At 49.6% G+C, this 12,691-nt stretch carries 14 protein-coding genes and 1 tRNA gene; 8 read left to right on the top strand and 7 right to left on the bottom strand.

Translation table 11 applies throughout. The features are described 5' to 3' along the window. Positions 1–70: 70 nt before the first annotated feature. Positions 71–1,198, bottom strand: coding sequence for a tRNA guanosine(34) transglycosylase Tgt (tgt, locus tag QWY82_RS10520; RefSeq protein WP_290262042.1), 1,128 nt, complete (start codon positions 1,196–1,198; stop codon positions 71–73). A 14-nt stretch (positions 1,199–1,212) separates the two neighbouring features. Continuing rightward, positions 1,213–2,274: a tRNA preQ1(34) S-adenosylmethionine ribosyltransferase-isomerase QueA gene (gene queA / locus QWY82_RS10515; protein ID WP_290262041.1), complete on the bottom strand. Its 1,062-nt coding sequence runs from the start codon at positions 2,272–2,274 to the stop codon at positions 1,213–1,215. Between the two features lie 330 nt (positions 2,275–2,604). On the opposite strand from queA, the gene QWY82_RS10510 reads away from it, so the two are divergent. From QWY82_RS10510 to QWY82_RS10485, 6 genes are all read left to right on the top strand, one after another. Further along, a tRNA-Leu gene (locus tag QWY82_RS10510) sits at positions 2,605–2,691 on the top strand. Positions 2,692–3,400: 709 nt separating this feature from the next. After that, positions 3,401–3,766 (top strand): hypothetical protein, encoded by a 366-nt coding sequence (locus QWY82_RS10505; RefSeq protein ID WP_290262037.1) that lies wholly within the window; start codon positions 3,401–3,403, stop codon positions 3,764–3,766. A gap of 1 nt (position 3,767) precedes the next feature. Beyond that, a complete protein-coding gene (locus QWY82_RS10500) occupies positions 3,768–4,016 on the top strand; it encodes a hypothetical protein (RefSeq protein ID WP_290262033.1) in 249 nt (82 codons plus the stop codon). Between the two features lie 58 nt (positions 4,017–4,074). Next, positions 4,075–4,650, top strand: a complete 576-nt coding sequence (locus QWY82_RS10495; protein WP_290262030.1) for a hypothetical protein — start codon at positions 4,075–4,077, stop codon at positions 4,648–4,650. A 77-nt stretch (positions 4,651–4,727) separates the two neighbouring features. Further along, positions 4,728–5,948: a HEPN domain-containing protein gene (locus QWY82_RS10490; RefSeq protein WP_290262027.1), complete on the top strand. Its 1,221-nt coding sequence runs from the start codon at positions 4,728–4,730 to the stop codon at positions 5,946–5,948. Positions 5,949–6,127: 179 nt separating this feature from the next. Next, positions 6,128–6,565 (top strand): hypothetical protein, encoded by a 438-nt coding sequence (locus QWY82_RS10485; protein ID WP_290262025.1) that lies wholly within the window; start codon positions 6,128–6,130, stop codon positions 6,563–6,565. A 70-nt stretch (positions 6,566–6,635) separates the two neighbouring features. On the opposite strand, the gene QWY82_RS10480 is transcribed toward QWY82_RS10485, so the two are convergent. Both QWY82_RS10480 and tpx read right to left on the bottom strand, forming a co-directional pair. Further along, complete coding sequence (locus QWY82_RS10480) at positions 6,636–6,878, bottom strand: hypothetical protein (protein WP_290262023.1); 243 nt, start codon at positions 6,876–6,878, stop codon at positions 6,636–6,638. Between the two features lie 588 nt (positions 6,879–7,466). Beyond that, positions 7,467–7,964 carry a thiol peroxidase gene (tpx, locus tag QWY82_RS10475; protein WP_290262021.1) on the bottom strand — a complete coding sequence of 166 codons (498 nt, stop codon included), beginning with the start codon at positions 7,962–7,964 and terminating at the stop codon, positions 7,467–7,469. 248 nt (positions 7,965–8,212) lie between these two features. Here tpx and QWY82_RS10470 point away from each other — a divergent pair, with 248 nt between their 5' ends. Beyond that, positions 8,213–9,133, top strand: coding sequence for an adenylate/guanylate cyclase domain-containing protein (locus tag QWY82_RS10470; protein WP_290262017.1), 921 nt, complete (start codon positions 8,213–8,215; stop codon positions 9,131–9,133). A gap of 1 nt (position 9,134) precedes the next feature. Beyond that, positions 9,135–9,590 carry an RDD family protein gene (locus QWY82_RS10465; RefSeq protein WP_290262014.1) on the top strand — a complete coding sequence of 152 codons (456 nt, stop codon included), beginning with the start codon at positions 9,135–9,137 and terminating at the stop codon, positions 9,588–9,590. A 136-nt stretch (positions 9,591–9,726) separates the two neighbouring features. On the opposite strand, the gene QWY82_RS10460 is transcribed toward QWY82_RS10465, so the two are convergent. From QWY82_RS10460 to arsJ, 3 genes are all read right to left on the bottom strand, one after another. Further along, positions 9,727–9,912 (bottom strand): hypothetical protein, encoded by a 186-nt coding sequence (locus QWY82_RS10460; RefSeq protein WP_290262011.1) that lies wholly within the window; start codon positions 9,910–9,912, stop codon positions 9,727–9,729. Positions 9,913–9,952: 40 nt separating this feature from the next. Then, positions 9,953–11,044: a M15 family metallopeptidase gene (locus QWY82_RS10455; RefSeq protein WP_290262009.1), complete on the bottom strand. Its 1,092-nt coding sequence runs from the start codon at positions 11,042–11,044 to the stop codon at positions 9,953–9,955. Between the two features lie 415 nt (positions 11,045–11,459). Beyond that, positions 11,460–12,689 (bottom strand): organoarsenical effux MFS transporter ArsJ, encoded by a 1,230-nt coding sequence (gene arsJ, locus QWY82_RS10450; protein ID WP_290262007.1) that lies wholly within the window; start codon positions 12,687–12,689, stop codon positions 11,460–11,462. Positions 12,690–12,691 lie beyond the last annotated feature (2 nt).

The following is a 12,691-nucleotide window of genomic DNA, read 5'->3' as shown; positions in this document are numbered from 1 at the left end:
TGCTTCCCGAGCCGGCTCAACATGCCATAGTCGAACCACACCTCTTCTCTACGCAGGAATAGCCGCCCGCCTAAGCTTGGCTATCCGGCCCCGGTGGTACATCGCGACCTTGGCGGGCATAAAATTCCGCCACATAGGTTTCCAATTGCCCTTGCGCGATGGCATTGCGCAGCTCTTCCATGATGCGCTGATAAAAACGCAGGTTGTGAATGGTGTTCAATTCGGCGCCCAAAATCTCACCGCATTTATCTAAATGGTGCAAATAGGCGCGGCTAAAATTCGTACAGGTATAGCAATCGCAGGCGGCATCTAAGGTGTTGGTATCGTTGCGATGCACGGCGTTGCGGATTTTTATCACACCGGTGGTAGTAAACAGATGACCGTTGCGCGCATTGCGCGTTGGCATCACGCAATCAAACATGTCGATGCCGCGGCGCACGGCTTCCACGATATCTTCAGGCTTGCCCACGCCCATCAAATAACGCGGTTTATCGGCCGGCATTTCCGGCACCACATGATTTAACACGCGCACCATATCTTCTTTCGGCTCGCCCACCGACAAACCGCCGATAGCATAACCGTCGAAACCTATGTCGGTTAAACCCTTGAGCGACTCCGAGCGCAAGTCTTCATACATGCCGCCCTGCACTATGCCAAACAGCGCCGACGGGTTATCGCCGTGGGCATCTTTCGAGCGCTTGGCCCAGCGCAAACTCAGCTCCATCGACTCGCGCGCCTGCGGCACGGTGGCCGGGTAAGGCGTGCACTCGTCAAAAATCATGACGATGTCTGAACCCAAATCGCGTTGCACTTGCATGGCAATTTCTGGGTTTAGCTCCACCGGGCTGCCGTTAATGGGCGATTTAAACACCACGCCCTGCTCGGTAATTTTGCGCATTTTGCCCAGGCTAAACACCTGAAAGCCGCCCGAGTCGGTCAGTATTGGCCCCTGCCATTGGATAAAGTCGTGTAAGTCGCCGTGCGCCTTCACCACCTCAGTGCCGGGGCGCAGCATTAAGTGAAAGGTGTTGCCCAAAATAATTTGCGCGCCTATGTCTACAATATCGCGCGGCAACATGCCCTTCACCGTGCCGTAGGTGCCCACTGGCATAAACGCCGGCGTTTCCACCACACCGCGGGGAAATGTCAAGCGGCCACGCCGGGCGCGACCGTCGGTGTTATCAAGTTCAAATTGCATAAACGACACTGGCATCAAACTCCGAGTTGCTCGCCCACTGGCTCATCACAGGCATTGGGGTTACGGGTAATAAACATGGCATCGCCATAACTAAAGAAGCGATAGCGCTCGGCCACCGCTTCGCGGTAGGCATCCATGGCTTGGCGGTAACCGGCAAAGGCAGACACCAACATTAATAAGGTGGATTCGGGCAGATGGAAATTGGTGATCAAGGCATCCACCACTTTATAGCGGTAACTCGGGTAGATAAAAATCTGGGTTTCGCCTTGGTAGGGTGTCATAGCACCATTTTGCGCTGCGGTTTCCAAACAGCGCACCGAGGTAGTTCCCACGGCGATCACCCGCTTGCCCGCCGCCTTGGTGGCGTTTACTTGGTCGCACACGGCTTGGCTCACTTCCATCACTTCGCTGTGCATCTTGTGCTCAAACACGTTATCAACCCGCACCGGCTGAAAGGTGCCAGCACCAACGTGTAGGGTCACGAAGGCCAAGTTCACACCCTTGGCCTGCAAAGCCTTGAGCAGGCCTTCATCGAAATGCAGGCCGGCGGTGGGCGCGGCGACGGCGCCCATTTTCTTGCCGTAAACGGTTTGGTAGCGCTCGCGATCGGCGGCGGCGTCGGCCCTGTCTATATAAGGCGGCAAGGGCATGTGGCCGATTTGCTCCAACAGCTCCAAGGCTGGCGCCTCAAAGCGCAGCAGGAATAAGGCATCGTCGCGCCCCTCCACATGCACTTTCGAGCCATCTTCCAAGATCAGGTGGCTACCGGCCTTGGGCGATTTGCTCGAGCGCACATGGGCCTTCACGTTAAAGCGGTCAATCACCCGCTCCACCAGCACTTCTACCTGCCCACCACTCGCCTTCTGGCCAAACACCCGCGCGGGGATAACCCGAGTGTCGTTAAACACCATCAGGTCCCCGGGCTCCACCAAATTCAGCACTTCGGCGAACTGGCCGTGTTGCAGGGCTCCCGTGGGGCCATCTAGCTGCAGCAAGCGGCTACTGGTGCGCTCGGGCATGGGGTTGCGAGCAATTAGCTCGTCGGGAAGCTGATAAAAGAAATCTTGCCTACGCATGGACTCGTTACTGGTTAACCGAATGAATTGACGGCAAAAAGATGCACGCTGAAAAGGACGGCAAGGGTATAGCAAAAGCCCGCCTACGCCAATTGCCTAATTAATCGGCAAGGCCTAGCCACAGCACCTTTCAACCCTCGAAGCCCTAGCCTTTCGAACAACGAACCTTATTCAAACCCCACGAGCTTCGCCACCCAACAAGATGACTCAGTTTAGAAGAAACCAGTTGACGGGCCAAAAGTCGCCGCTATAATCACGCACTCTCAAACGCCAAGCGTCTGGGAACGGTGGTTTTGCTCTAGTAGCAATTAATGCCACACACAGTTTTAAGCCAGAGTGGTGAAATTGGTAGACACACGGGATTCAAAATCCCGCGCCCTTAAAAGCGTGCCGGTTCGAGTCCGGCCTCTGGTACCAACACAAAAGCCTCGTCCATCGGACGGGGCTTTTTTGTTGGTACCAGTGGCCGGCGACAAAATCGTATGAAACGATTTTGGACGCGGGAGCATAGCGACGGCGGGTCGTAGACCCAAACGCCTGGATGGCGTTTGTCACTAACGTCTGGAACGATTTTGAGCGCAGGAGCACCGCGACGGCGAGTCGAAGATCCAAACGCCCGGATGGCGTTTGTCACTATCGTCTGGAACGATTTTGGCCGCAGGAACGCGAGATTGAATCGAAAAGAGCTCTAGAATCCGCGAGCACCCCGTCACCCTCACCTCCTCCACAAAGCCGACTCACCCCACCACTTCACCGCTCGATCAATATATCCCTATATTGACTCGCTAGCGCCACGTCCCTGTGGCTTGTGAATTGGCGGGGTAAGTCCGCCAAACAGATATGAGCGTAATTCCGCGGGAAAGCGGGAGCTCACCGAAAAGCGTTAATAACGGGTCGAACTTATTTGTTGTCTCGCGCGATTTATCCTACGGTATGTCTTTGGAAAACAGTGGCACAGCCTAATACTAAGGACGTAGATAGCCAGAACTAGCCTTCGCCGAACAAAAAGAATAAATTAGGTTCAATAGAAACTCGGTAATCAGGGAATGTTATACCGACTAATCTGCATAACCCCCTGACATCGCAACTTAAACCGAGCAGTCGATATACTAAGCGTTACGTGTGAATGAATATGGAAGAGAAATACGGTGCGATCTGGATAGAGGCGGAAGAGGATAACTCAGCAAAACCTGTCTTTGAAAAACACCTCCCAGATATAAATAAATTACACGTAATCTATCAGCAGGCTAATGGTTACTTTTTACCTTGCTCATATGTTGCGAAATCTGACCATCAATGGCGCCTACCTTTGTGGTCACAAGAAAATGAAAAGGCAATAATGCCAACTCTTAAGTCAGCTAAAGAGTATCTGCACACTATGTCGCATAACAACACATACAAGCACAATCATGCAATGCAAAAAACGCATTGCACAAGACAGCCTACGCAGCGCTCCGGCCAGCTGTGTTGGCGGGATTTTATAAAAACTTAATATGAACTATATTCCTCCGAAAGCAATAAAAAATTGGAAAAACGATAATCCAGATGGCGAACTTTATGAGGCATCAATCATGGATAATAATACCGTGATATCCGCTTACGGAAGATATTCGCATGGTTCTAGCTGTAAAATCGTTTCATGGAAGGAATTCTTAGGCGGCGAAATGAATGAATTGGTATCAAAAACCATGGGGAGTAAAGTGCTAAACGAAATACTTCATGAACTACAGTCAATCACATAAAATCAAGAGGTCAAACGCCTTATCATGTAATGCTTCCAGCATCGAAGGAGTACCAGCCTTGATTTACCGTATCCACCCGAACATCAAAGATTTTTTAATGCTGGCCTTCGACGGCGACAAGGCGAGAGAGGCGCTCGGTGAAGACACGGATTTCTATATGGACGAACGGCCAATCGCCTATAAGAACAACTGGCAACCGATGGAAATCGGCTTTAGCGATGCCTTTGTCGGAAAGAACAAGAAGGAAATCCCCGACATTTCGTTGAGTGTGGGGAAACTATTCTTAAGTCAAAAGGCCTATGAACTTCTAAAAAATCTAATTGCAGATAGCGGCGAACTATTACCGGTGAACTATAGTGGCAAAAGCGGCCATCTCTTCAACGGACTAAAAACAGTCAAACACGATCCAAAGCTAAGCGTACACGACCCTCTAAACGACAGATACGTAATTACCTTTGACGATAGCGAAACGAAGAGTCTATCAATTTTTAAGGCCGAAATAGATTACGACGCCTATTTTTGCCAAGACCAACTGAAGAAAATTGTCGAATCAAACAACTTGACGGGCGTTTCGTTTTCCCGAGATTTAGGGAATCCATTTCCCGAAGAACTGGGAATGAAGAGCAAGCATTAGGATCAAGGAGTCTGCCCCCTTAATCCCAACAACGAAAAACAATCTAACTGGCATAGAGCTTTCCCTCTGCGACTAAAATGAAAAAAATCATTCATGAAAAATGCATTACGGCGCTAAAAGAAAAGTTAATTGAAGCATTAAAGTCTTCAAGAATATCTTCTGAAGAATATTTAGACATTGAATCATATGCGCTGATATCTAAACTAGATAATACATTACCCACTGATGCGACGACAAAAAAATTACTCGCAACATGGATAAGTGACACCCCATTTTCAGACTTTGTCACATCTAAAATAGGGGAGCTTCTCTCAGCCAACAGCGCGACGAACCCACACACGCACTATGATTCTCAACTATTATCTGACCACCCAAACTTCGAAAACATAAATTCCGTCTCAGAATATATTGTTAACGAGTTTTCTGACCTACCAAAAAAATATATCCTTTCCTTCCCTCTAGGGATTTCAGCTGGATACCTGAAAGATAAAAAACGCATTGAAATATCCAAAGACATTTACATATCTACCAGACATGAAGATAGACAGAGGAACTCCTATATAGGAAATCACGATAGAAACAAAAAGACATCCATACAAATCCATGTAGAAGGTTATTCATGCTTCAGAATAACCACAAATACAGACATAGTAGCGCAAGAAAAGTTGAAATCTATACTTGGGTTACACATAGCCCACAATAGCGTTTATTTCTTATCTCTGCTGCGAGAAGATACCGGGCACTACTATCGAAATCAGTTAGACAACAAGAAAGAATCATTTTCAACACTACCAAGAGGGCTAGCTGCAGCATTAAATTCAGCATGCTTCAAACAAGAAAATATTTGTCCGGACACTTTTGACCCCGTTAGCAATAAAGCAGAAGCCGACCACTTGGAAAACCATCTAAAGCTAGCATTTAAAGAAAATGAACATGCAAAAAAAATTAGATTAGCTTGCGCGTGGCTTTTTAACAGCGGAATATCTACCGATGGACTACTTCGCTTCATACAAAGTACTACAGTGCTCGAAATACTTTACGGCGATAAGGAAGAGACAGACAAAGTAGGGATTAGCGCACTAATAAGAAATCGACTCGCATACTCAATATCAAAAAGCCTACCGGAACGGGAAGAAATCGCCAGACTCTTTAAGCAGATTTATTCAACTCGAAGTAAAATATTGCACAATGGATACAGTATCCTTGACAGCGAAGAGCAAAATATTCACTCAAAACTACGTGATTTTACGAAGAGAGCAATCATAGCTGAACTGAACCTTCTGTCACCAGAGGATTAGATATGTGCAGCTTGATATATTACATAACCTACACTTCTATGCAATTTCCGCCAATCAAAGGGTCACAATCAAGGAGCCAGACTCCTTGAACCAGAAACAATATAAATCTCCATCAAGCCGCCCACTTAATCACTAAAATAAACGCGCCGAAAAAGTTGAGAAGCTAAGTGCATATCACGATGAAAAATAAATATTCTATTACAGGAATCCTCTTAGCCCTCCTAGGAATAGGATGGTTCTTATTGGCGCTAGATTATTATGAGACTGACGATGGAGTCAATTTAGAGCTTGCGTCTACCTTTGCGAAAGTATCTAGCTTGGTAGGCGATAAAGTGTATGTAGAGCCGTCATTCAAGCCGGCTAGTGCTTTCGATTTGACGGAAGAAAAGGCGATTACAATTCTTGGCGCCTACTCCGTACTTCTAGGTCTAATATCTGTGGCAATGTCATTTTTGGCTATAAAGACCAAAGAACACCCAGGGTTATCCTTAGGAGCCTTCGGGCTGGGTTTAGGCCCAGTTATTCTCTTCAACATCTATATTTCGATTGGCTTATTTTTACTGATGTTTCCACTCTTATATTTTTACAGTAAAAGAATTCACAAAGCCCATCACTAGGCCGCTGAATCATAAACCTGAAACCATATGAATCCACATGGTTTCGGCCCCAGCCCTTTTCACCCTACTCCTACTTCCCCACCCGCCTATTACGAGCATCCCTCGCAATATGCTCTGCCTTCCTGGTCAGCGTGTTATAAATATTATTCGCAGGGTTGCCGATGAAAATATCCAAGGGGATATGAAGCTGTTCACCGCTATCCGTTTCAACAATGACCTTTTCAAACTTGCTGGCTTTCATTTTTTTCTGAATAACTCTAATCAGTCTAATTTTTTCGTCGTCGATATCTGGTTTGCAATTTGAATCTTTCATACTTTGACCCCTTATTATTCGGCTTTATCAGTTAATACAACTATTGAGGTACAGCTACCTAGCTACAGCCATTCAAGCATAAACACTTCAGTGAGTGAGAGCGATAGTTATCATTTTTAAAAAATCAATATTTAGGTTCAGATAAAAACCCTTCTCTTATCTTCACGCGAAAAGGCGTTCAAGAAGTCAGATCAGATGATCCAGCTCTGCTTTTTAGTAAACACCTAAAAAACATAGTAGACACATCGCGACGAAGTACCGCTGTTGGGGCCCCTTGTGCAGCGGTGAGTGGAAGGTGGATTTTAGGGGTCAATTGGGTGGGGCGGCCATCCGCAGGACGCCCAATTGAGCGACGATCAGGCAGGAGCCTGTTTTCGCGACCCCTAAAATCCACCTGGAAGGAACGAACCCGTTAGGGCGCGAAAAATTGTAAGGAACAATTTAAGCCAGCTTTGCTGCCCGGAGGGTGATCTGCAGGACGCAGATCAGTCCACCCGGGGTACGTTTCTTTTGGTTCGTTTTCTTTTCGTATAAAAAGAAAATGAACAAAACCCCATCATGCGGGGCTTCCTACTAAAGCACTAAAACTTAACCAAGCACCTTCAACGCTGCTTCATAGTTAGGCTCATTACCCGTCTCTGCAACTTGCTCGTTGTGTAGCACCTTGCCATCGGTACCCACTACCACCACAGCGCGCGATAACAACTTGGTGAGTGGGCCGGTTTTGAAGGCTACGCCGTAGTCGTCGCCGAAGCTGGAGCGGAAAGTTGAGCCTACTTTTACGTTAGAAAGACCTTCGGCGCCGCAAAAACGGCCCAGTGCAAAGGGTAAATCCGCTGAGATGCACACCACGGCAACGTTATCCAAAGACCCAGCCTTGGCGTTGAACTCGCGCACAGAGGTTGCGCAGGTGGGCGTATCGATAGATGGGAAGATATTCAGTACCACGCGCTTGCCGGCCAAAGATGCCAGGGTCAGGTCAGACAAGTCTGCGCCTGCGAGCGTGAATGCGGGTGCGTTTGAACCCACAGCCGGTAAATTACCAACGGTTTCGAATGGGTTGCCATGCAAAGTTACTGTAGCCATGTGTAAAACTCCCTTTAGGTAGTGTGAGTACAACCTCGCGATAAGGTTGTAGCGAAAATAGTGTTACCTAGCTGACTAGGTGCGCCCTAGCGTGCAGTGCAGCGCAGCGCATCGATAGGCGGCGACAGGCGCGTGGGCAGGATAGCAAAATTAGCCTGGCATCGCCTTAGGTTCACCGCAAACGGCTTAATTGTATCCCACGGAAGATAGCTTCATAATCACGCCTCAGCCATAAAGGTAGTGGTCTCTTGCCGACTAAAACGTCAAACCCACCGCAACAGGACGCGAACAGCAGCCAATGCGCGATTATGTTCGCCGATGTTTGCGGCAGCTCAAGCCTGTATAAGGCCTTGGGCAACCACGCAGCGGAATTTAAGATTCGGCAGCTGTTGGTACGGGTGACCTCATTGATCGAGCAACACCAAGGCCTGCTCATCAAAACTCTGGGCGACGAAGTGATGGTGCGGTTCGATAGCGCACAACACGCGCTCGACGCCGCCAAGGCCATTCAGCTGTCCATGGCGGCGCAAGGTGGCAGCCTACAGTTGCGCATCGGTATTAGCTTCGGCTCTGTGCTATTGAAACAAGGCGATGCCTTTGGCGACACGGTTAACGATGCCGCTTTTGTGGCGCAGATTGCGCGCGCGGAAGAAATCATCTTGACCCAGCCGTTTGTTAGCGCGCTGCCCACCAGCAAGGCGAAACTGTGTAAAGAGTTTGACCGAGTTGCACTCAAGGGCGACGGCGAAAAATCGGTGATCTACCGGCTGCAGTGGCAAGCGGAAAAAAGTGTTGGCCAGGCAACGCAAGTGATGTCGCTGATTCAAACCACGCAACAGTTTCACAAGCACTCTCTGCGTTTGGCGTCTGATCAAGGTGATGCAATCATTGCGCCGGAAGAAACGCCGTTTCATCTCGGCCGGGCGACCAGCAATCAACTGCAGCTCGAAAGCAACTTCGCCTCGCGCGATCACTGCCATATCCTCTACCGCCGGGGTAAGTTTGTGTTGATAGATCACTCCACCAATGGCACCTATGTTACGCCGGCCGGGCAACGAGAAATTTATTTACGGCGCGAAGAGTTACCCCTTGAAGGCCGCGGTGACATTAGCTTAGGCTGCCCGGCACAACAATCTCCGCTCATTCTTAGCTACCATTTTTCCAATTAGTATGAATAACCTCGCTACCCAATATCCCTCTATCTTCCGCAGACTCGGCGCCATGCTGTACGACAGCTTACTGGTGATTGCCTTATGCCTGGCTTATGGCGCTCTGGTGCTGTGGGCTAAAGTCGCCCTGTTTGACTACAGCCTCGCAGAGGGCGAAAAGGCCTCCATCGGCCTGCTCGGCTTCGCCGGTATGCTGGGTTTAATTGCCTGCTACTTTTGTTTCTTTTGGCTACGCTCGGGCCAAACCCTAGGCATGAAAACCTGGCGCCTGCAAATACTCGATGAAACCGGGAGCTACTTAAGCCTTGGCCAAGCAATAAAGCGCTGGCTATTGGCCTGCCTATCAACGGCGGCGCTAGGTTTGGGCTACCTTTGGTCGATCATCGATAAAGACAGCCAAACACTGCACGACTTATTCAGCCATTCGAGAACGGTATTGCTACCGAAAGAAAAGTAATTCAGAGAAATCTGATGCCAAGAAAAGTGAAGTCGAGAAAAGTGGTGTCAATAAAAGTGGCGCTGAGCAAAGTGAAACGGGAAAAGTGAGTTTGATGACTGCGTCAGCCGCTGATGTTTCATAACTCTCTGAGGTATCAATGGGCTTTTACTTTTTCCTCGCCGCAGCGGCTGCATTTGTAGAGGGTAATTAAGCGGCCCTGTTTGACGTCAAACTTATTTTCAGTCACCACTAGCCACTTGTGAAAACCTTCGCGGCACAGGGTTTTGCCTTTAAATTTATCTTTTAGCTTCGGCTTTTTAAAGGCAACAACTTCACCCATCAGACTCGCTCACATAAAAAGCCCTATTCTACACGACTTTCTACACCACTTTAATGTGCCAAGGTTCAAAGCGCACGCCCAAGCGATTGTCTTCGGTATAGCGGATTTGCACATAGCCAAGGTCTTGCATGCGCTTAAACTCATCGGTTTGGGCAAATTTATCGCTAAAGTTAGCCACGCCCCAACCCACCTTGCCGACATCGAAATCACCCACGCCGTGGAACGAATGGCCCGGCGGCGCGAGGGAGCGAGACGCCTTAGACAGGTTGTAATTAGATACCGCGGTCTTGGCCAAAAACAGGTGCATCTGTTTGACGTTACTGCGAATGCCGGAGGTTAAAATAATGCCGTCGCCAATGTCTTTCTTGAGCTTTTGATAGTACTGCTCTGACTGGCCGCGAAACACGTACTGGCCACTGTATTTAATTTTGGCAACATCGCGGTCGGCAATTTGTGCAGTGAGGTTATCGACAACTTTTTCACCCATGAAGCCATACAAGGTGGCATCGGCAAAAAAGATACGCTCCATGAAGTCGAGTTCCACCGGGCCAAATGCGCCCACCTGCGGGTATCTTTCAGCGACCTTCAACAGATAGTCAAAGCTGCAAATATTGTAATTACCGTGGCCAATAAACGCCTCGGCGCGCTCTAACCGCGCCAACACCGAGTGCATAATGATGCGCTCATCGCCCGAAAGATGAATATCATCGGCAAATTCCTGCTCGAAATTACGCACCTTATTCAAAATACTGGTGTCATCAACCAGCTCTACCCGAGCCACCTTGGCAGCTTCAATGCTAGGCTTGGGCTGAGTAACCGCTGGGGCAGCGTTGGCACTGGCGGCCTCTGCTCTAGCTGGGTCGGTTCTAGCAGTGTCGATTCTCACAGTATCGAGCTTAGCAGCTTCGGTTCTAGCAGCCTCGGCCATAGGCGCCGCGCTCGGCTGCGCACTTGGGCCGGCTTCAACCGGCACGCGAACCACGCTTTCGGTATCGGAAATATCGCCTATTACAAGCGGGTCTAGCTGGGTCTGTGGGGTAAAAGTGTCTTCGGCATACTTCCACAACCAGGCATTGCTTAGGGCAAAGGTGCTGGTGACAAACAAGCCGGTAAAGAGTTCTCTTCGCTTCAAAATATGTCCTGCCAATTCGAAAGGTCACATGTAGACAAGGTGTTGGTTTCATTCGAAGGCTAACGCCCTCCCCCTTTACAGCGGAACCAGCTAAGGGGAACCTGCCAAAGCACATGTAAATGCACTCTAACTTGATTAAAAGATAGAAGAGAAATAGCCAGTTCGCACAAAAAAATTGTTGTTATTAACATCTGGTTATAGAGGCCTAGGTTGTAACGACCCAAGCAGAGCCAAACCGCAGGCGCCACAAGCCTTTAAATTCAAGGGCCGCAAAGATTTACCCTCAGGTTATCCACAGCGTTATTCAGATGGCAAGATCACAGCGGGCATGGCGGAACCGCGGGCAGCAGGAAAAATAAATGCCTCGTCCAGTGCCGGCCAAAGCCCGCTAGCCCATGCAGCGCAGGAAACCGGATCAGCCCGAGTACTCAGCCGGCTGAGCTTGGCGCTTAGGCAGCCCCAGCGAAATGAAAGCTGCCATGGCTATGAACCCGGCGGACACCCACAAGCAGGCCACTAAACCGTAATCTTGATAGAGCCAACCGGACAGCACCGTGCCGATTAAACGCCCCATGGCGTTGGCCATATAGTAGAATCCCACATCGAGTGAGACGCCATCCTCACCGGCATAGCTGACGATAAGATAGCTGTGCAGGGAGGAATTAATGGCAAAGAAAGCACCAAACACCATCAAGCCGAACAATAGCGAGGCCGCGGGATGCCATTGATAAGTCAAGGCCAGCGCAATCAGCGCCGGAACGATACTTAGCATACCGGCCCAGGCGAGCGCCTGCTGGCCACCGGGCAGAGCGCCGCGGTTGGTAATCTTGGGCGCCAAACCTTGAATGAACCCGTAGCCAATAATCCAGAGCGCTAAAAAGCCGCCCACCCACCAGTGATCCCAGTTAAAGGTGCTGGCCAGATAAACCGGCAAGGCAACCACAAACCAGACGTCCCGGGCGCCGAATAAAAACATCCGCGCCGCCGACAGATAGTTGATGGCGCGGCTCTTGGAAAAAATGTCGGTGAACTTGGGTTTACTTTTTGCCCTGCCGAGGTCCTTGCCCAAGCCGATTAAACTCAACACCCACACCGCGGCGAGCATTGTTGCCATCGCCAGCACTGCACCGGCAAAACCCAACCAGGTTAGCAGCGCGCCGCCCAAGAAAAAGCCCGCGCCCTTGAGTGCGTTTTTGGAGCCAGTGAGAATGGCAACCCATCGGTAGAGCTGGCCTTGGGCGTCGCTGGGCACGAGCAGTTTAATGGCGCTTTTAGCGCTCATTTTATTCAGGTCTTTGGCAATACCAGACAAAGCCTGCGCCGCCATCACCCAGGCAACGGTAAGAAAACTGGCGGGAACCAGCAGCATCACCAGAGCCACAATTTGCAAAAACAACCCCACATTCATGGTCTTGTTAAGACCCAAGCGCGCGCCTAGCCAGCCGCCAACCAAGTTGGTGATGACGCCAAAAATTTCATAGAAAATAAACAGCATGGCGATGGCCAATGGGCTGTAGCCCAGGCCATGAAAATGCAACACCACCAACATTCTCAAGGCGCCGTCGGTGAGGGTAAAGGCCCAGTAATTGCCGGTCACAATCATGTACTGGCGAATATCGGGCGCGAGTTCGGCAAGCCAACGCATAA

This window comes from Simiduia curdlanivorans (assembly GCF_030409605.1).
GTDB classification, from domain to species: Bacteria; Pseudomonadota; Gammaproteobacteria; order Pseudomonadales; family Cellvibrionaceae; genus Simiduia; species Simiduia curdlanivorans.
Note: the sequence above shows the minus strand (reverse complement) of the source record. Positions and strands in the feature narration are given on the sequence as shown.